At 70.9% G+C, this 17,990-nt stretch carries 23 protein-coding genes; 20 read left to right on the plus strand and 3 right to left on the minus strand.

What is annotated here, in order from left to right; all coding sequences use genetic code 11:
- The 16 genes from E1165_RS21965 to E1165_RS29115 form a co-directional block, all read left to right on the plus strand.
- Positions 1 to 1,578, plus strand: a 1,578-nt coding sequence (locus E1165_RS21965; protein ID WP_371687376.1) for a hypothetical protein, incomplete at its 5' end; no start/stop codon positions are given.
- 99 nt (positions 1,579 to 1,677) lie between these two features.
- The gene (locus E1165_RS21970) at positions 1,678 to 4,905 is read left to right on the plus strand and encodes a phage portal protein (protein WP_165945287.1); all 3,228 of its coding nucleotides are present in this window, start codon (positions 1,678 to 1,680) and stop codon (positions 4,903 to 4,905) included.
- A 14-nt stretch (positions 4,906 to 4,919) separates the two neighbouring features.
- Complete coding sequence (locus E1165_RS21975) at positions 4,920 to 5,150, plus strand: hypothetical protein (protein ID WP_132349540.1); 231 nt, start codon at positions 4,920 to 4,922, stop codon at positions 5,148 to 5,150.
- Between the two features lie 9 nt (positions 5,151 to 5,159).
- A complete protein-coding gene (locus E1165_RS29110; RefSeq protein WP_165945288.1) occupies positions 5,160 to 5,312 on the plus strand; it encodes a hypothetical protein in 153 nt (50 codons plus the stop codon).
- Between the two features lie 13 nt (positions 5,313 to 5,325).
- A complete protein-coding gene (locus E1165_RS21980; protein ID WP_132349538.1) occupies positions 5,326 to 6,735 on the plus strand; it encodes a hypothetical protein in 1,410 nt (469 codons plus the stop codon).
- A 14-nt stretch (positions 6,736 to 6,749) separates the two neighbouring features.
- A complete protein-coding gene (locus E1165_RS21985) occupies positions 6,750 to 7,361 on the plus strand; it encodes a phage gp6-like head-tail connector protein (RefSeq protein ID WP_132349536.1) in 612 nt (203 codons plus the stop codon).
- Positions 7,358 to 7,765 (plus strand): hypothetical protein, encoded by a 408-nt coding sequence (locus tag E1165_RS21990; RefSeq protein WP_132349534.1) that lies wholly within the window; start codon positions 7,358 to 7,360, stop codon positions 7,763 to 7,765. The genes E1165_RS21985 and E1165_RS21990 overlap by 4 nt, the downstream gene beginning before the upstream one ends.
- Before the next feature lie 2 nt (positions 7,766 to 7,767).
- Positions 7,768 to 8,175 (plus strand): hypothetical protein, encoded by a 408-nt coding sequence (locus E1165_RS21995; RefSeq protein ID WP_132349532.1) that lies wholly within the window; start codon positions 7,768 to 7,770, stop codon positions 8,173 to 8,175.
- Position 8,176: 1 nt separating this feature from the next.
- Positions 8,177 to 8,509, plus strand: coding sequence for a hypothetical protein (locus E1165_RS22000; protein WP_132349530.1), 333 nt, complete (start codon positions 8,177 to 8,179; stop codon positions 8,507 to 8,509).
- Positions 8,510 to 8,681: 172 nt separating this feature from the next.
- Positions 8,682 to 9,101, plus strand: a complete 420-nt coding sequence (locus E1165_RS22005; protein WP_207915376.1) for an HK97 gp10 family phage protein — start codon at positions 8,682 to 8,684, stop codon at positions 9,099 to 9,101.
- Position 9,102: 1 nt separating this feature from the next.
- Positions 9,103 to 10,623 carry a hypothetical protein gene (locus E1165_RS22010; RefSeq protein WP_132349528.1) on the plus strand — a complete coding sequence of 507 codons (1,521 nt, stop codon included), beginning with the start codon at positions 9,103 to 9,105 and terminating at the stop codon, positions 10,621 to 10,623.
- 1 nt (position 10,624) lies between these two features.
- Positions 10,625 to 13,393, plus strand: a complete 2,769-nt coding sequence (locus E1165_RS22015; RefSeq protein WP_132393668.1) for a hypothetical protein — start codon at positions 10,625 to 10,627, stop codon at positions 13,391 to 13,393.
- A 10-nt stretch (positions 13,394 to 13,403) separates the two neighbouring features.
- The gene (locus tag E1165_RS22020) at positions 13,404 to 13,835 is read left to right on the plus strand and encodes a hypothetical protein (RefSeq protein WP_132349524.1); all 432 of its coding nucleotides are present in this window, start codon (positions 13,404 to 13,406) and stop codon (positions 13,833 to 13,835) included.
- Positions 13,835 to 14,575 (plus strand): hypothetical protein, encoded by a 741-nt coding sequence (locus E1165_RS22025; RefSeq protein ID WP_132349522.1) that lies wholly within the window; start codon positions 13,835 to 13,837, stop codon positions 14,573 to 14,575. Before E1165_RS22020 ends, E1165_RS22025 begins: the two co-directional genes overlap by 1 nt.
- Complete coding sequence (locus E1165_RS22030) at positions 14,572 to 14,811, plus strand: hypothetical protein (protein ID WP_132349520.1); 240 nt, start codon at positions 14,572 to 14,574, stop codon at positions 14,809 to 14,811. Before E1165_RS22025 ends, E1165_RS22030 begins: the two co-directional genes overlap by 4 nt.
- 9 nt (positions 14,812 to 14,820) lie before the next feature.
- On the plus strand, positions 14,821 to 14,994 hold the full coding sequence (locus E1165_RS29115) for a hypothetical protein (RefSeq protein WP_165945289.1): 174 nt from the start codon (positions 14,821 to 14,823) through the stop codon (positions 14,992 to 14,994).
- Between the two features lie 92 nt (positions 14,995 to 15,086).
- Here E1165_RS29115 and E1165_RS22035 read toward each other — a convergent pair whose 3' ends face one another.
- The 3 genes from E1165_RS22035 to E1165_RS29120 form a co-directional block, all read right to left on the minus strand.
- Entirely contained in the window at positions 15,087 to 15,428 is a 342-nt protein-coding gene (locus E1165_RS22035; protein ID WP_132349518.1) for a hypothetical protein, read from the minus strand.
- Between the two features lie 47 nt (positions 15,429 to 15,475).
- Positions 15,476 to 15,682, minus strand: a complete 207-nt coding sequence (locus E1165_RS22040; protein ID WP_243704920.1) for a hypothetical protein — start codon at positions 15,680 to 15,682, stop codon at positions 15,476 to 15,478.
- Positions 15,683 to 15,819: 137 nt separating this feature from the next.
- On the minus strand, positions 15,820 to 15,990 hold the full coding sequence (locus E1165_RS29120; RefSeq protein ID WP_165945290.1) for a hypothetical protein: 171 nt from the start codon (positions 15,988 to 15,990) through the stop codon (positions 15,820 to 15,822).
- A gap of 372 nt (positions 15,991 to 16,362) precedes the next feature.
- Here E1165_RS29120 and E1165_RS22045 point away from each other — a divergent pair, with 372 nt between their 5' ends.
- The 4 genes from E1165_RS22045 to E1165_RS22060 all read left to right on the plus strand — a co-directional run.
- Complete coding sequence (locus E1165_RS22045; RefSeq protein WP_132349583.1) at positions 16,363 to 17,001, plus strand: hypothetical protein; 639 nt, start codon at positions 16,363 to 16,365, stop codon at positions 16,999 to 17,001.
- 5 nt (positions 17,002 to 17,006) lie between these two features.
- Positions 17,007 to 17,375 (plus strand): hypothetical protein, encoded by a 369-nt coding sequence (locus tag E1165_RS22050; protein WP_132349581.1) that lies wholly within the window; start codon positions 17,007 to 17,009, stop codon positions 17,373 to 17,375.
- Positions 17,372 to 17,662: a hypothetical protein gene (locus E1165_RS22055; RefSeq protein WP_132349579.1), complete on the plus strand. Its 291-nt coding sequence runs from the start codon at positions 17,372 to 17,374 to the stop codon at positions 17,660 to 17,662. The genes E1165_RS22050 and E1165_RS22055 overlap by 4 nt, the downstream gene beginning before the upstream one ends.
- On the plus strand, positions 17,659 to 17,990 hold a 332-nt coding region (locus E1165_RS22060), incomplete at its 3' end, for a hypothetical protein (protein ID WP_132393669.1). The genes E1165_RS22055 and E1165_RS22060, both read left to right, overlap by 4 nt.

Below are 17,990 nucleotides of genomic sequence, written 5' to 3' on the forward strand. Positions count from 1 at the left end.
TCCGTGACGGTGACGCTCGGTGAGGTTGAGGTGGTCGGGTCGACCACGCCGCGGCTGTGGACTCCGCCGCTGGTGACCGGCCCGCCTGGGCCCTGTGGCTGCGGGTGCGCGCTGACGCCGGAGACGTCGTACGGGTTCCGGGAGGTCGAGTTTGCCGAGCGGCGGCTGGGCCGTCCGAAGTGGCCGTGGCAGCGGTGGTTGTCCATCCACGCCGGGGAGCTGCGGCCGGACGGGATCCCGCGGTTCCGGCGCCTGGTCGTGGTGGTGGGCCGTCAGTCGGGGAAGACCCGCGAGGTGGAGGACCTGACCCTGTTCTGGATCTTCGAGGAGAAGCACCCGAGCATTCTCGGCACCAGCACGCTGGCGAAGTACGCCAAGAAGCCGTGGATGTCGGCGTTCAACCTGGCGGTGCGGCGGCTGCCGGATCGGCTGCCGGAGAACCCGCACCGGCGGGCGATCCGGAAGACGACCGGCGAGGAGGAGTGGTGGTCGGCGGATGACTGCCACTACGGGATCGCGGCGTCCAACGCTGAGGGTGGCCGGTCGATGTCGAACCGGCGGGTGATCGCGGACGAGTTCGCGAAGCAGTACAACTACGACGCGTACGGGGCCGCGTATTACTCGATGGATGCGTTCGAGGATGCCCAGTACTGGGCGTTGACGACGCCGGATCCGAAGGGTGTGCCGTTCAACGACCTGCGGGCCGCCGCGTTGGCGTTCATCGAGTCGGGCGAGGGTGATCCGTCGCTGGGCCTGTTCGAGTGGTCGGCGCCGGAGGACGCGGACCCGACGGATGTGCGGGCGCTGGCGCAGTCGAATCCGACGCTGGGCTTGGCCGGCGGCAAGTCGGCGGTGCGGTTGCTGAACGACGCGCGGGCGGCGGCGGCGTCGGCTGAGGCTGGGGACGGGGATCTGCTGCGCACGTTCAAGACCGAGGTGATGTGCATCCAGCAGACCGACTCGGTGAACCTGGCGATCGATCCGGCGGCGTGGCGGGACTGTCGGGTGCCGGCGCCGGTGGACACCGAGCTGCGGCAGCGGCTGGCGGCGTGCGTGGACCTGTCGCTCGACGGGCAGCACGCCACTCTCGCCGTGGCGGTGGTGCTCGACGACGAGCGGGTGCGGGTGGAGACGGTGCACGAGTGGTCCGGGCCGGATGCGGCGTCGCAGCTGGAGCGGGAGCTGCCGGCGTGGGCGGAGCGGGTCCGGCCGAAGGTGCTCGGTTGGTTCCCGTCGGGGCCGGCGGCGGCGGTGGCGGCGAAGGTGGCCGACCGGCGGAAGGACGGCGCCCGGGGCTGGCCGCCGCGCGGGGTGCAGGTCGAGGGGATCCGCGGTGAGGTGACGGCGACCGCGATGGGTTTCGCGAAGGAGGTCACCGCGCGGACGGTGGTGCACTCCGGGCAGGAGATGCTCGACGCTCAGGTGGCGAAGGCGGAGAAGCTGACGCAGGGCGGCGGGTGGGTGTTCACCCGGAAGGCCGGCCAGGTTGACGCGGTGTACGCGGTGGCGGGTGCGGTGCATCTGGCGCGGACGTTGCCGAAGGTTCGGAAGGTGTCTCGCCGATCTCGGATGGCGTGAGCGAAGAATCGTAGGTTTCGGGCCGGTCTGGCTGATGATTCGTAGGCAAGATCATGTACGCTCCCGGCCATGGGGTGGCTCGCCGCGGTAGGTCAGCAGATGCGAGAGCTTCTGTCCCTACCGCGGCCCCTCGGGCTCGACGAGCAGCCGGGCGCGCAGTTCGACTCGCCGCCTCGGCCGATCGACCAGGTGTTCCTGGCGATGAACGCCGGCGTGCCGGGCCGCGTGTCGCGGGAGCAGGCGCTGTCGGTGGCGGCCGTCCAGCGGGGGCGTAACTCGCTCTGCTCGATCGCGACGCTGCCGCTGGTGCAGTACAAGGGGCTGGACATCGTCCGGTCCCCGTTCCTGGAGCAGATCGACCCCGACGTCGCCAACGTCGTCACGCTGGCGCAGACGATCGAGGATCTCGCGTTCGACGGTATCTCCTGGTGGCTGATCACCGCGCAGGACTTCGCTGGCTTCCCGATCGCCGCGCGGCACCTGGACGTGCGCACGGTGAGCCTGGACCCGCCGACCGGCGCGGTGAACCCGTTCCCCAGCGGGGTCGACGCCCGCGGCGTGAGGGTCGTGTGGGTTGACGGGGTGGCCACGCCGGCGGACCGGCTGATCCGGTTCGACTCCCCGAACCCGGGGCTGCTGGTGGCGAACGCGCGGGCGATCCGGCGGGCGCTGCTGCTGGACCAGCTGGCCGCCGTGTATGCCGACAACCCGAGGCCGACGGACTACTTCACCGACGGCGATGACCCGGACGTCGACCCGATGGAAGACGACGAGATCGACGGGTTCCTGGCGGAGTGGAAGGCGGCGCGGAAGGCCGGCGGCACCGGCTGGATCCCGCGCACCGTGAAGCGGGTCGACGTGAACAGCCCGTCGCCGCAGGAGATCCAGCTGGTGGAGCTGCAACGGCAGGTGACGCTGGAGATCGCGAACGGGCTCGGTGTGGATCCCGAGGACCTGGGCGTGAGCACGACGTCGCGGACGTACTTCAACGCGCAGGACCGGCGCACGTCGAAGATCAACGAGACGTACGCGCCGTACATGCAGGCGATCACGCAGCGGCTGTCCATGGGCGACGTGACCCGGCGCGGGCACGCGGTGCGGTTCGACCTGACGGACTACCTGAAGCCGGACCCCGGCGCGCAGGTGACGTACTGGAAGGGCTTGAAGGACATGGGCGTGATGGACGCTGACGAGATTCGCGCGGCGGCCGGCCTGTCCGGCCCGGCGCCGAAGCCCGCCGCGGCTGCGTCCGCCCCGCCGGCCGAGGGGGACGGCGAGGACCAGGAGCAGACCGAGGGCGCTGAGGCGTCGCGGCTGGCGGTGGTTCGGCTCACGGCCAGCGCCGACGACGGCGGCAAGCCGGCGATGACGTTCGACGTCGCCGACTTCGCCGGGGCGGCGGAGCCGGCCAAGGTCGACGTCGAGCGGCGCACGATCACCGGTCTGGCCGTTCCGTACAACAAGGTCGCCCGCAAGTACGGGTTGGCGTTCCGGTTCCTGCCGGGGTCGCTGGAGTACGACGACGCGAACCTGTCCCGGATCAAGCACCTGAAGGACCACTACACGCCGGTCGGGATCCACACGTCGGTGAAGGAAACCCGGCGCGGCCCGGTGGTGACGTTGAAGGTGCTCGACGGTCCCGAGGGCAGCCCGGCGAAGTTGGAGCGCGACCAGCTGCTCTACGACGCGGAGCACGGCCTGTACGACGGGCTCTCCGTCGGCGTCGACTTCGCTCTCGACCCGGAGTCCGGGGACGTCGAGTGGAACGAGAAGGACCAGGTTTACGACGTCAAGCGGGCGACCTGGCGCGAGACCAGCAGCACCCCGATGCCCGCGTTCGATGACGCGCGCGTGACCAAGGTACGAGCAAACCGAGAGATTGGAGCAGGAATGCACTGCGCCACCTGCGGGCAGGTCCACGCGGAGGGCGTGGCGTGCACCGCTTCCAACAACCAGCAGCCGGCCAACCAGCCGGCCACCGGCGTGAACCTCAGCGAGGACCAGCTGACCGCTCTCCTGTCCCGGCCGGGCGCGATCCAGGCGATCGTGGCCGCGCAGCAGCCGCAGCGGCCGGAGCAGCCGGCGGCGCCGGCCGGTGCGCTGACGCTGTCCGCCGAGCAGGTCGACAGCCTGATCAAGGCCGGTCAGCTGGGTGCGCTGCTCGGTGTGCCGCAGGCGATCCCGGCCCGGAACGAGCCGGCGGAGCAGCGGCAGGCGGTCGACCCGACCCGCCGCACCGTGGCCGCGTCGCAGGTGCGGGAGGAGCTGCCGTACCGGTTCGACCGGGGTGGCAACCTCACCCGGGGCGCCCAGTACGACTTCTCGACCGACCTGATCGCCGCGTCGCGCGGTGACGGCGAGGCGATGGAGCGGGCGACCAAGTTCATGCGCAGCCAGTTCGACGGGGCCATGGCCAACAAGCCGCGGCTCGGTGAGGCGCAGTTCGACGTGGACAAGGCGGACGCGGCGGCGCTCAACCCGGCACGGCAGCGGCCGGACATGTTCGTTGACCAGCTCGACTACGCGACCCCGCTGTGGGACTTCATCAACCGGGGCACCCTGACCGACGCCACGCCGTTCGTGGTGCCGAAGTTCGACAACACCAGCGCGGGTGACCTGGTGGGCGACCACACCGAGGGCACCGAGCCGACCGGCGGCACGTACAAGGCGACCAGCCAGACCATCACCCCGACGGCCCTGTCCGGCAAGGTCGAGGTCACCCGGGAGGCGTGGGAGCAGGGCGGTTCGCCGCAGCTGTCGGGGCTGATCTGGCGGCAGATGAACCGTGAGTGGTTCGAGGCGCTGGAGACGGCCGCCGGCACGTTCCTCAACACGCTGACCGCCGCGGCGGACATCGACCTCGGTTCGGCGGCCGGCACCCCGCCGGTCGTGGACGACGTGCTCGACGCGGCCTGGTCCGCGGCCAACGCGGATCTTCAGTTCGCCCGCGGTGGTCACCGGTTCCGGGCGTTCGCCGTGCACCAGAACCTGTACCGGGCGTTCGTCGGTGCGGTCGACTCGACCGGCCGGCGGCTGTACCCGATCATCGGCCCGCAGAACGCGACCGGCGTTGCCGCGCCGCGGTGGGGCACGATCGACCTGGGTGGCGTGACCGGTGTCCCGTCGTGGGCGCTCGGCGCGGCCGGGGCCGGGGCGAAGAACTCCTGGCTGTTCAACCCGGACGACGTGCACGGCTGGGCCAGCGCGCCGCAGCGTCTCCAGTTCGAGTACCGGGTCGCGTTCGTGGACCTGGGGATCTGGGGCTACAAGGCGCTGGCAAACACGCGCATCGACGGTGTCCGCCAGGTCATCTACACCACTGCCTGACGGGAGTGACAGGCATGTGGGTGTTGGTGGCGACCGGTGACCCGGCGGCGGTCAGCGAGGGGTACGTGAACTTGGATCAGGCCACGGCTGTCCTGGCGGATAAGCCCGCTGTGGACTACCCGTGGCGGGTGCGGGTGCACCTCGCGGACGGTCGGACCGGCTACCTCAAGGCGACGTACGCGAGCCGGGAGGAAGCCGTCGAGGCGGCCGACCTGCTGGTCGGTGGCGTCGACCCGACGGCGTAAGGGGGCGGCATGGCTGAGGACGACAAGACGCCGCGGGTGACTGCGGCTCAGGTGGCCGGCGAAGTCGAGGAGCTGCGTGCTCAGGTGGCCGAGCTGGCCGAGCAGGTGGCCAACTTGGCCCGGGCGCTGGCCCGGACCGACCGGCGACGCCGGAACTTCTGAGGGGACGTAGAGGGTGGCACGGCTGATCGGTCCGGCTCAGGACCAGCGGGTGTTCTACTACACCCGCGGCGCCCGGCGGGGGCAGTTCGTTCCCGCCGGGACGGTCGTGCCTCTCTACGCCGATGAGGACGCCACCGAGCCGGCGGATGTGCTCGCCGCTGACGGGGTGTCATCGCTGCCGGAGACGGACGACGGGATCCCGTACGTGACGATCGGCTCGACTTTCGAGGCCGAGCTGTTCCGCTTCCCCGACGGCTCCGACCCCGTGGTGTACACCCGCGTGGGCCCGGACGGGCCGATGGTGCCGCTGTACCCGGCTGCTGATGGTCGGATTGACCAGCTGGCGGCTGCCGTTGCGGGGTCCGTGTCGGGGACGGTCGTGCGTATCCGCGATGAGGCGGGCGGCGCGGTTCGCAGTTCGATTTTGGGTGGTGGGTCCGGCAACGCGATCGCCGACGACGTGATCGATTCGACGATCGTCGGAGGTGGCACGCCCGGCAGAGAGAACGTGATCGGCAACGGGATCATCGCCAACGTCGGCACGACCAGCAGCAACGTCCCGGCAGACCCCGCTGACCTGCGCGGCACCGCGGCGAATCACTGCACGGTGGGCGGCTACGACAACGTGGCGGCCGGTCTCAAGTCCGTGATGTGGTCGGATCACAGCGCGATCAGTGCGGCGGCGACGCACTCCACGATCTCCGGCGGGTCGGATCACCGCATCACCGGTGGTGACTTCGTCACGATCTCTGGTGGGACGTTCAACACGGCCAGTGCGACGCAGGCGACGATCGCCGGTGGCGGCAACAACACGGCCTCCGGGCAGTACAGCTTCACGGCCGGGCAGAACAACACCGTGTCTGCGGCGGGCGCGGTGGCGCTCGGATCGGCGAACACGGTCAGCGGTGCGTCTGCTCTGGCGATCGGGCAGAACAACAAGGCGGAGGGCAACTACTCCACGGCGTTCGGCCGGTACGCGCGGGCCCGCGTCTACGGGCAGAACGCGATGGCCAATCACCGGTTCGCTCAGGACGGGGACGCACAGACCAGCGTGATCACGCTGGCGCGGCAGACCACGACCGCCACCGCGACGATCCTCGGCATCGCCGGGGGCGGCACGGCGTACGACCTGCTGCCCAGCTCGACGGTGGCGTTTTCCTTGCTGCTGGTGGCCCGCGAGGGTGCGACAGCGGACTGCAAGAGCTGGCGCGTGGAGGGCATGATGCGCCGCCCCGCCTCCGGAAACAGCGCAGTAGTGGGCACGCCCGTCATCACCGTGCTGGCGGAAACATCCGCCGCTGCCCCGTGGACCCTTTCGGTCGCCGGATCGTCCATTGGAACCCTGCACTTCCTGGTCGTCGGTGAGGCCGGAAAGACCATTTCCTGGGTTGGCCGGCTCACGCTCGTCGAAGTCGCCGTCTAGGAGAGGGGGCACCGATGGCTGTACCCGCTGGCGATAGTGGTGGCTCCGCGCCCTGGGGTGGTGACTACCTCGATGCGGTGACCGCGTCCGACTGGTTGTACTCGCCGGGCGTCGATGAGGCGGACGTCGCGCTGTGGTGCACTGCTGCGTCCCGCGCGGTCGACAAGCGGTGCAACCGGCAGTTCGGGATCGTCGACGCGCCGGAAGCCCGTACGTACCGGCGGCCGGCGGTCTACGACGTGGTGTCGGGGCTGTGGCTGCTGGAGATCGACGACGTCCAGGATGTGACCGGGCTGCGTGTCGCCGGCGTCGCGTACGCCGACTCGGGCGCGGTGCTGCTGCCCGACGACGCGGAGCTGCGTGGCCGCCCGTACGAGCGGCTCGGGTTCGCGGACTTCCCGGGGGCGCCGGTGGTCGTCGAGGCGCTGTGGGGGTGGCCGGAGATCCCGGCGCAGGTGATCCAGGCGTGCAAGCTTCAGGTGTCGCGGTGGTCGTCGCGTCGGCATTCGCCGTACGGGATCGCCGGGTCGCCGTCGGACGGGTCGGAGATGCGGCTGTTGTCGCGGCTCGACCCGGACGTGGCCACGACGCTTGCCGGGCTGTCGCGGCGGCGGAGGGTGGCATGAACCTCGACGACGTCGCCGGCGAGCTGGGCGCCGCGCTGCGCACGATCGACGGCCTGAACGTGCCGGAGTGGGGCGTCGATCGCGTCCACCCGCCGTTCGCGTTGATCCCGCTTCCGGACCCGATCACCTACGACACGACGCACGGGCGCGGGTCGGACCGGATCGAGGACTGGCCGGTTCTGGTCCTGGTCGCCAAACCGACGCAGCCGGCCGCGCGGCGGGCGATCGCCGAGTACGCGGACGGGTCCGGGCCGAAGAGCGTCAAGGCGGCGATCGAGGCGCGCACGTACACCAGCTGCGACTCGGTGCGGGTCGCGACGGCGGAGTTCGACGTCGTCACCTACGCCGGCACGGACTACCTGGCGGCGATGTTCCACCTCGACATCACAGGAAAGGGCGCATAGCCATGGCGTTTCAGCACGGCAGGTTCACCAAGATCACGGTCGGGGGTGACGACATCTCGACGTGGACCAACACGTCGGAGATGACCCGGGGGTCGGCGGACCACAACAACACCACGTACGGCAAGAACTCCGAGGTGCATGGGGGTGGGCTGCTGAACGGCGAGTTCACCTGCGGCGGCATCTACGACAACACGGTCACGACCGGCACGCACCCGGTGCTCAACCCGCTCGTCGGCACGGTCGTCGAGATCGTGCGCATGGTGGAGGGCGCGGGCGCGGGCAAGCCGGTGCAGACGTTCGACGGGCTGCTGACGTCGTACGTGGAGACGGCGCCGGTGGCCGACATGGTGACCTGGTCCGCGACGTTCGTGGTCAGCGACGACGTCGCCGACGACACGCAGGAGGCGTGACGTGGCGACGATCGACAAGGCGGCCCTGCTCCGTCCCCGCTGCCCGGAGCAGGACGTCGACCTGCCCGGCGTCGGCACCGTGCGGGTCCGGGGGCTGACCCGCGCCGAGGTGCTCGACATCGGTAGGCGGGCGAACGACGGCGAGAACACGGAGGCGTCCGCGCTGGCGTTGGCCATGGTCGACCCGAAGCTGACCGAGGACGAAGTCCGCCAGTGGACCGAGGTCGCCACGTTCGGCGAGCTCGAGGCGCTGAACCACGTGATCAACAAGCTGTCCGGGATCGCCGGCCGCGCCGACAAGGAGGCGTACAAAAGCCTTCGAGGCGAATCCTGATCTTGAGTTCGAGTTCTTCCTGGCCGAAAAGCTGGGCCGCACGGTCGGCGAGTTGCAGGCGGGGATGAGCAACGACGAGTTCGTGCGCTGGTCGATCTACTACGCGCGGAAGGCGCAGCGGCGCCAGCTGCAGGAGCTGGTGGCGCGGTCCCGTCAGGGGAGGTGAGCGGGCGTGACGGTGGTCGAGCCGATCCGAATCGAGGGGCTGAACGCGATCAACCGGGCGTTGCGCCGGATCGACGCGGAGGCTCCGAAGGGTCTGCGGCTGGCGCACAACGAGGCCGCGAACATCGTCGTCGACACGGCCCGGCGGAAGATGCCGCGCCGGTCGGGCCGGGCGCAGGCCGCGGTCAAGGCCCGGTCGACGCGGACGGCGACGCGGGTGTCGGCCGGGTCGTCGCGGGCGCCGTACGTGCCGTGGCTGGACTACGGCGGTGAGGGCCGGGTGAAGGGCCGGCCTGCGTACCGGACGTTCGAGAAGGGCGGCCGGTACGTGTACCCGGCGTTCCACGAGCGCCACGGCGACGTGCAGAAGGCGCTGGAGGACGGGCTGCTGACCGTGATCCGGGCGGCTGGGCTGGAGGTGGACTGAGGTGGCGGGGAACGCGGTAACGCTGACGTTCGCCGGCGACGCGACGAAGCTGAACAAGGCCGCCGCGCAGGCGAGCGCAGCCACGGAGAGCGTCGGGGACGCGGCGGCCCGGGCCAGCCAGCAGACCACCGACGCCGGCCGCTCGGCGGACGTCTACAGCGGCCGCATGGCCCGGATCGGTGCGACGGCCGCCGGTATGTCCGCGGCGGTCGGCGACGCCGGCGGCACCGTGTCGGCGCTGGCCGCGCTCCAGAGCCGGGGCGCGGACCGGGCGCAGGCGCAGGCCCGGGCCCTGGCCGACGTCGAGCAGGCCGGCCTCGACGCGGAGCAGGCCCTCGGCGACCTGAAGCAGGCGCAGCTGGATCTCAACCAGGCGCAGCTCGACGCGAAGCAGGCCGGCGTCGACGCGGAACAAGCTGTGCTCGACCAGAAGCAGGCGGCGATCGACGCCGCGCAGGCGCAGAAGGACTACAACGCCGCGGTCAAGGAGCACGGCAAGGGCAGCATCGAGGCCCGGCAGGCGGCGCAGGACCTGGCGCAAGCGCAGCTGGACCTGAAGCAGGCCGGGGTCGACAGCGGCCAGGCGCAGGCCGATCTGGCGCAGGCCAACGAGGACGCCGCGCAAGCCGGCCGGGACATGGCTCAGGCGAATCGCGACGCGAAGGATGCGCAGCTGAACCTGAACGATGCGCAGAAGGCGGCGGACCCGTCGACGCTGTCCCGGGTTGGGACGGAGATCGAGCTGCTGTCCACGGCCGCCCTCGGCCTGGTCGGCACGCTCAACCTGCTCGCGATGGCCAACAACGCGGTGTCGCTGGCGTCGATCAAGTCCGCGGCCGCCACCACCGCGAGTAAGGCCGCGCAGCTGGCTGGCGCCGCCGCTACCGGTATCGCGACGGCCGCGCAGTGGGCGTGGAACGTCGCGATGTCGGCGAACCCGATCGGCATCGTGATCGTGGCTATCGGTGCGCTGGTCGGGGCGATCATCTGGATCGCGACCCAGACGACCTGGTTCCAAGATCTGTGGGGGGCGATCTGGGGCAAGATCGGCGAGCCGGTGAAGGCCGCGTGGGACTGGATCAAGAAGATCACGACGACGGCGTTCAACTGGTACATCAGCCTGCCGGGCAAGATCGGTCGGGCGTTCGGGAAGATCGGTGGGCTGATCTCGTCGCCGTTCCGGTCGGCTTTCAACTCCGTGTCCCGGGCGTGGAACGCGACGGTGGGCCGGCTGTCGTGGACGGTACCGGGCTGGGTGCCCGGCGTCGGCGGGAACAGCATCTCCGCGCCGCGGCTGCCCACGTTCCACAGCGGCGGCACGGTGCCCGGCCGGCCCGGTGAGAACGTCCTCGCCGTGCTCCAGGCCGGCGAGCAGATCAAGTCGCCGTCCGCGTCCGGCGGCGGCGGCTCAGTGCTGGTCCTACAGTCCAGCGGCCGGTCCGTCGATGACCTGCTCCTGGAGATCCTGCGCGCCGCGATCAAGCACCGCGGCGGTGACCCGGTCGCCGTGTTGAGGAGCTGACGTGGCGTTTCCCGACACTCAGGTCGCGGCCGAGGTGGACCTGTACCTGGGCGACACTCTCGGCTGGGTGAACGTGCTCGACGCCGGCGACGTCCGACATTCCGTGGCCGACTCGGGCGGCGGGATCACCATCACCCGCGGCCGGCCGAACGAGGGCCGGGAGCCGGACCTGACCCAGTGCAGTCTGGTCCTCAACAACGCTGGCGGCCGGTACTCGCCGCGTAACCCGGCCAGCCCCTACTACGGGCTGCTGGGGCGGAACACGCCGATCCGGGTGCGGGTCGGTGACCTCGGCGCCGCCGGGGCGGTCGCGTTGTCGGGTCCGGCGAAGAACCCATCGGCGGTGACCACCCCGGCCCACGCGAGCCTCAACACCTCGGGCGACCTGGACATACGGATGTGGGTGCGGCTGGTCCGTTGGGCGACCGGCGATTTCTTCGAGCTGGTCGGCCGGTACTGGGCGGTCGGCACCGAGCGCGCCTGGTACATCGATGTGGACGCCGCCGGCCGTCTGGGGCTGACGTGGTCACCGGATGGCAGTGCCGCGGGCCGGATCAGCCGCCGGGCGTTGGTGCCGGTGCCATCGGTGGCAGGCGGGGCGCTGGCGGTGCGGGCGACGCTGACCCTGGCCACGGGGGTGGTGCGGTTCTACACCGCGGCATCGTTGGCTGGTCCGTGGGTGCAGCTGGGCGCGGACTCGAGTCCCGCTGGGGCGACGTCGGTGGCGGAGGCCCCCACTGCGGGCATTGAGCTCGGGTCGTTCGGCGGCCTCGCCGCGGCGCCGGCCGCCGGTGAGCTGTACGGCTTCGAGCTGCGCATCGGCGGCACCCTCGTGGCGTCGCCGGACTTCACGCTGATGCAGCCTGGGCAGACGTCGCTGACCGATGCGCAGGGCCGCCCGTGGAGTCTCAACAGCAGCGCCGTGGTCATCGACCGGGGCGCCCGCTTCTACGGTGAGGTGTCGTCCTGGCCGTCGCGGTGGAACCTGGCGGGCACGGACCAGTGGGTGCCGGTCGACGCGGCCGGGATCACCCGGCGGCTCAGTCAGAGCACCGCGGTGACGTCTCCGCTGCGCCGCACCCTGTCGTCTATCGACCCTGCCGGCTATCTGCCGCTTGAGGAAGGGACGGACGCCACCCGGCCGACACCGGCGACGGCAAGGCCGACCACAGCCACGTCCTCTCAGGTGACCTACGGCGAGGAATCGGGGCGGCTGCCGGGAAGCCGGTCGGTGGCGAAGCTGACCGCGACGTCGTCCATCACGACGACCGTGACACCACGACCCGGGTCGTCGACGTACTCACTGCTGGTGTTCATCAAGCTGGCACAGATGCCGGCCGGTGGAGACCAAACCTATCTGCGGGTGCACTGGTCGGGCGGCACGGTGGCCCGGTGGGACTTCCAGATGTCCGGCGGCGGGTACCGGTGGGTCGGCTACGACCAGGGCGGGGACGCCGTTTCGGACCACAACTTCAACAACGCGGATAATCCTCCGGACGACTGGCTGATGATGTACGTCGAGTGGTCGCGTTCCGGCGACACGATCACGTGGCAGCCGTGGGTGGCCAACGCCGGCGATCCCGCGTTCTCGACCTTTTCGTGGACGTACACGGGCACGCTCGGCCACCCCACCAGGGTTGAGGTGGTAGGCAACAGCGACCTGCAGGATGCTCTGCTGTCGCACCTGGCCGTCGACAACGAGCGGATCTTCCTCAGCGCCGACTTCGCGGCCATCTCCACCGCATACGCGGGCGAGAAGGCCGGGGAGCGCATCGTCCGCGTGTGCGGCGAGGCGGGGATCCCGATCACGTTCTGGGGTGCGCCTGACGACACCGCGGCGTGCGGGCCGCAGCCGATCGTGCCGCTGCTCGACGCGCTGCGCGACGCGGCCGCCGCCGACGGTGGGATCCTGCTCGACGCGCGGGGGCATCGTGGTCTGCACTACCGCACCCGGACGAGCCTGTACAACCAGACACCGATCCCGCTGGACTACACGCACATCTCAGCCCCGTTCGAGCCGACAGACGACGACGACGCGACCCGCAACGACATCACCGTGTCGCGCCCTGACGGGGCGTCGTCGGTGGCGGTGCAACTCGACGGCCCACTGTCGGTCCTGGACCCGCCGGCCGGTGTCGGCCGGTACACCACCTCCGAGACGCTCAACGTCGCCACCGACGACCAGCTGCCCGACCTCGCGTCGTGGCTGCTGCACCTGGGCACAGTCGATGAGGCCCGCTACCCGCGTATCCGCCTCAACCTCGCCGCGAAGACGCTCGCCGCCGACCAGGCCCTTACGCGGCAGGTGGTGCTCTCCGACACCGGCGACGTGGCGTCGATCGATGGTCTGCCGGCGTGGCTGCCTCCCGGGCCGGCCCGGGTGATGGTGCAGGGCTACACGGAGACGATCGACGGCTACGACTGGTCGATTGTCTGGAATGCGGCGCCGTCGTCACCGTGGGGCGTGGCCGTCGTGGACGGCGAGCAGCGGGTAGCTGCCGACGGATCCACGCTCGGCGCGGACCTGACCAGCTCGGGTACGTCGCTGTCGCTGGCGTCGACCACCGAGAACGGCCCGTGGACGACGGACCCGACGGACTTCCCGCTCGACATCAGGGTGGGCGGTGAGCGGGTCACGCTCTCGGCGATCAGCGGCACGAGCAGCCCACAGACCGCCACCATTTCAGCCCGCGGCGTCAACGGCATCCAGAGGTCGTGGCCGGCCGGTACCGCGGTCGACGTATGGCAGCCGGCGGTGTCGGCGCTATGAGGAGGATCTGATGGCGATTGCATCCGGGCAGCGGATCACTGCGGCGCTGCTGCGACGGCTCCGAACCGCTTACTACACCGCGTCATCGACGTCTGAACTGACCGGTGCGGTCACCCAGGGGGAGGTCCCGGGGGCGTCGGTCACGTTCACGACGGAGACGGCCGCGCGGTGGTTCTGCGAGGCCGTCTTCGACGCCGACCAGCAGGGCACCAACACCGCGCTGATGCTCGGCTACTGCGATGTAGACGGCACGGTCCAGGCCGGGCAGGCGATCAACTCGGACCCGGCCGCGAGCGACCGACACACCGTTTCGCAGATGTGGGACGGCACCCTCAGCGCCGCCGGCACGCACACGATCAAGCTGCTCGGCACCCTCGCCGCGAGCCAGGCGATCCGCGTGGGCAACACGCGGCTGAAAGTCACAATCCAGGAGGCGGTGTGATGGCCGCTTGGCGCAAGGGTCAGTCGTGGCGGGTTGTGCGCTCGCTGGACCGGCTCAACGAGCAGCTGCGTGCCGCGTTCCCGCGTGCGGTGCCGCCGGCCACTCCGGCGGTGTCGTGGGGGTCGATCGCCGACTCGGCGCACAGCAGCAGCAGCGACCACTACCCGCACTACTACACCGCGCTCGGCAAGACCGCGGTCGTGTGTGCGAGGGACTTCCCGCACGCCCCGAAACTCGGCCTGGACGCACACGAGGTGGCCGAGCAGCTGCGCCGCAGCCGTGACCCGCGCATCGGCTACATCATCTCGAACGGGCGGATCACCGGCCCGAACTACGGCTGGGAGTGGGACGACTACGACGGGTCGGACCCCCACGACACCCACATCCACGTGAGCACCGTGCACACCGCCCGCGCGGACGACACCCGCGACTGGCAGATCGGAGAGGACGACATGGACGCCAAGCAGTTCGCCGCCATCCTGAAAGACCCGGCCGTGGCCGGCCTGATGCGGGCCCTGCCGTGGCAGTACGTGGGCGGCGGCATCCCGAAGGGCATGTCCACCCTCAGCGTGCTCAACGAGCTGGTGACGCGGGCGCGGGCCAATGACGGTGACACCGACGAGCAGGCCATCGTCTCCGGTGTCCTCGCCGGACTCACCCCGGAGCGGATCGCCGCCGCGATCCCCGAGGCCCTCACCGAGCAGGTCGCCGAAGAGCTGGCCAGGCGGCTCACGTCATGACCGACCCGCTCGGCCCGGTACAGATCACACCCCGGGACATCTACGACCAGGTGGTGTTACTCCGCGACACCGTCAACAAGCTCGTCAACCAGGGCGCCGGCCACGGCGAAGACCTGCGCGACCACGAAACCCGGCTGCGGTCACTGGAGTCCCGGCAGTGGCCGCTACCCGCCGCCGCGGTGCTGCTGTCCCTGGCGGCGCTCGGCACCGCCGTCCTGCCCCAGCTCGTCAACTAGGAGGACCTCATGCAGTGGAAGCCGTACGCCAAGGCCGTTGTCGGCGGACTGACCGCTGGCCTGACCGCGCTGGGCACCGCCCTCGCCGACGACCACGTCACCCGGCTGGAATGGACCATCGTGGCCGGCGCCGTTCTCGCCGGGCTGGGCATCGTGTACGCGGTACCGAACCGGCCCGCGTAGTAGCCTGACGGCGACCCGTACGCGGACCGACAGGCCGCCAGCCGGAGGACGCCCCCGCTGCCTCACGGCGGCGGGGGCGCTGTCGTCTCCCGTCAGCGTTGCTTGCACAGGTCCGCGTACGCCTCGGCCAGCGCCGCGTCCACCGTGCCGGGCGCCCACGACTGGCCACAACCGAGCAGGGCCCGAGTCTGTGCGTCTTCCCGGCTGATCTTCGGCGCATCAGATGGGGCCAGCTTCAGGTACGTCTCGTACGGGTCGCTCTTCGGCTGCGCAGGCGCGGAGCTGGACACGCTCGCCGGCCGGGGACCGGCCGGGTCGTTCGGCAGGCCGATGTTCCAACCGACGATGGCCGCCGCGACCATCGCGACCAACATGATCGCGATGAAGAGCAGACGACCGCGGCGGGGCGACGTGGCAGGCGCGCTGTTGGTCATGGCGGGCACCGTACTCTCTGTGGTCAACACGTGGCGGCCCGCGCGGCTCACGGGCCGACAGTCAGGACCGTACGGCGGATCGGACGCCGACGCGCGGTCAGCCGCGGCGGGTCGACCCACTGAACACCAGCGGGCATCAGGTACAGCTCGCGGCGCTGAACGGCGTCGCCGGTGTCGCCGAGCTGGTAGGCGTCGATCCACAGCCAGCCGTCGTACGTGTGCCGTTCGAGGACCCCGATCACCCGGACGGTCATCTCCGCGAGGGCGAACTGGGGCGAGGCCGCGCGGGTGAGGCGGAGTGTGTCGCCGGGGCGGATGGTCCGAAGCGGTGGCGGAGCGGCTGGCCGGGTGCCGGCTCGCGGTGTCGGCCGACCGGGCGGCCGTCTGTCGCTCACCGGGCCACGATCCCGTAGACCATGAGCGCGAGGACCAGGACGGCGACGGCCCCGATCTCCCAGACCTGGGCGCGGTTGATGCGGGGTGCTGGCGGGCGTGGTGGTGCGGGGTATACGTCGCCGTCGACGATGGGTGGCGGGTTGGCGTGCCGGTGCGCGGGTGTCACAGGATCACCTCTTATGACTAAAAGATCATCTAACGCTCACTCTCCGTACCCTAGAAAGCCTAGATTTCTAGGTCAAGCATCGTGTTGAGGTCCGATACCGCACATGGTGTGATCCGTGGGCCCAACCCACGGAGATCAACCCATGCCCGCCCGCCGGCTGACCTACGAACAGATCGCCGACGACCTCGCAGCACGACCGGGCCCGCCTCTGGCAGGCCATGGACGAGCTGCGGCCCTGAGTCTCCGGCCGTCTGGCTGGAGCCCGTGCCGGCTTCGTCGACGTCGCCGGCACGGGCCACCGAAGCAAGACGCGGACCGCCTCTGTCCAGGCGGCCCGCGCGATCACCGACCAACCACGAAAGGACACGGTCGATGTCCCAGGAGAGTACCCGACCCGAGGTCACCCGGGTCCCCGCTGGCCAGCTGGAGCGCGGGCAGCACATCATCAGCCGCAGCATTGTGGCCGAGGTCGCTTACGTCCTGCCGTACCGGGACGGTGACGGTCACCCGACGGTCGCGGTGATGGTCAACCCGGTCGGTGCGGGCGAGCCGTTCGGTGACCGTTTGTACGCCGACGTGCTGGTCCGGCTGGCGACCGAGGGTGAGGTTGCCGCCGCCGTCGAGGGTGCGCACCGCGTGCAGCTGGTCGCCGGGCTGCGGGAGCTGGCCGACCTGATCGAGCAGCACGAGCTGCGGTTCCGGTCGTGGTACGGCATCGACGTCAACGCGGTGCTGCCGGAAGGCGAGGTGTCGCGGGTTTCGGAGCTGCTCGGTGTGGAGCTGACCTGGTCCGGCAGCGAGCAGCGGCAGGTGCAGTTGAAGCTGCGTCAGCCGGAACGCGGTGAGGGCGTCTCGGTCATCTTCCGGGGATTGCCGGCCAAGGCATGGACGTGCCCGTACTGCCCGTTCACTGCCGCCGACGCCGACGCCGGAGCCGCGCACATCGCGGCGCGCGAGGCGGGCACGGGCTGCGTCACTGGGCCGGCCACCGCCGCGCAGGCCGGGGAGTGATCGCCGTGGCCACCACTTCGCTGCTCGCCAACCCGGTCCAGGTCGGCCAGATCCGCGACCTGATCCGCTACGCCCGCAAGGTCGGCGCCGAGCACGCCACGTACGCGAGCGGCCCCGACGTCACCGGCCAGGGCTACGGGCCCGTCGAGCACGTGTGGGACCTGCCCAACCTGCGGGTCAGCCTGTACGACGGGCAGCTGGAGGTGCAGCGGTACAAGCAGATCGCTGGCGTCCGGTGCTTGCGCGGCTCGGTCTGGCTGCGCGCCAACGACGTGGTGTCGGTGGGTGAGGTCGCGCGGCTGCTGTTCGCACGCGGCATCCTCCCGATGCCGTTCGGCGACCAGATCGACGTGGGTCCGGCGGTGGACCGGTGACGCCCCCGGTGTTCCCGGCCGCCGCCGCGACGGCCGTCGCCGTCGACGAGCACCCGCCGTTCTGCCCGTGCCTCGCGTGCACCGACGACCTGCTCGCGCGTCTCGCCCGGCCGCTCGTGCCGGGCGGCCCGCGCACCGATCCGGCCCTCACCGGCCACACCGACTCCCCGACCGGGCCGCGCCCATCCGGGCATCCCCACATCGTCTCCGGTCCGGTCGGGGCCAAGCCGGGCGCGGCAGCCGCGGGGGTGGCTGCCGCGCCCACCCCGGGGAGGTGCACCCGATGACCGACCCCAAGTACATCGCCCACCTCGACCAGCAACTCGCGCTCGGGAACGACCTGCTCGACCGGATGGTCGACCACGTCCGCGACCGGCTCGACCGGGGCATGACGCCGGAACAGCTCGTCGTCCAGGTGACGCTGACCGCCGACGAGATCGACCCGGGCCGCGTGTCCAGCGCGTTCGCCGTCGCCCTGGTCCGGCTCGCCCGCCAGCACCAGCGTGACGCGCTGCCGGACCCGGACCACGTCCGCCCGGACCGGCGCCGCGTCGTGGCCGGCTACGTCTGCGCGGTGGTGGCGCTGCTCGCCGCCGTCGCCCTGATCTTCGGGTG

Origin of the sequence: Micromonospora sp. KC723, assembly GCF_004348595.1 — a bacterium.
Lineage (GTDB): Bacteria > Actinomycetota > Actinomycetes > Mycobacteriales > Micromonosporaceae > Micromonospora.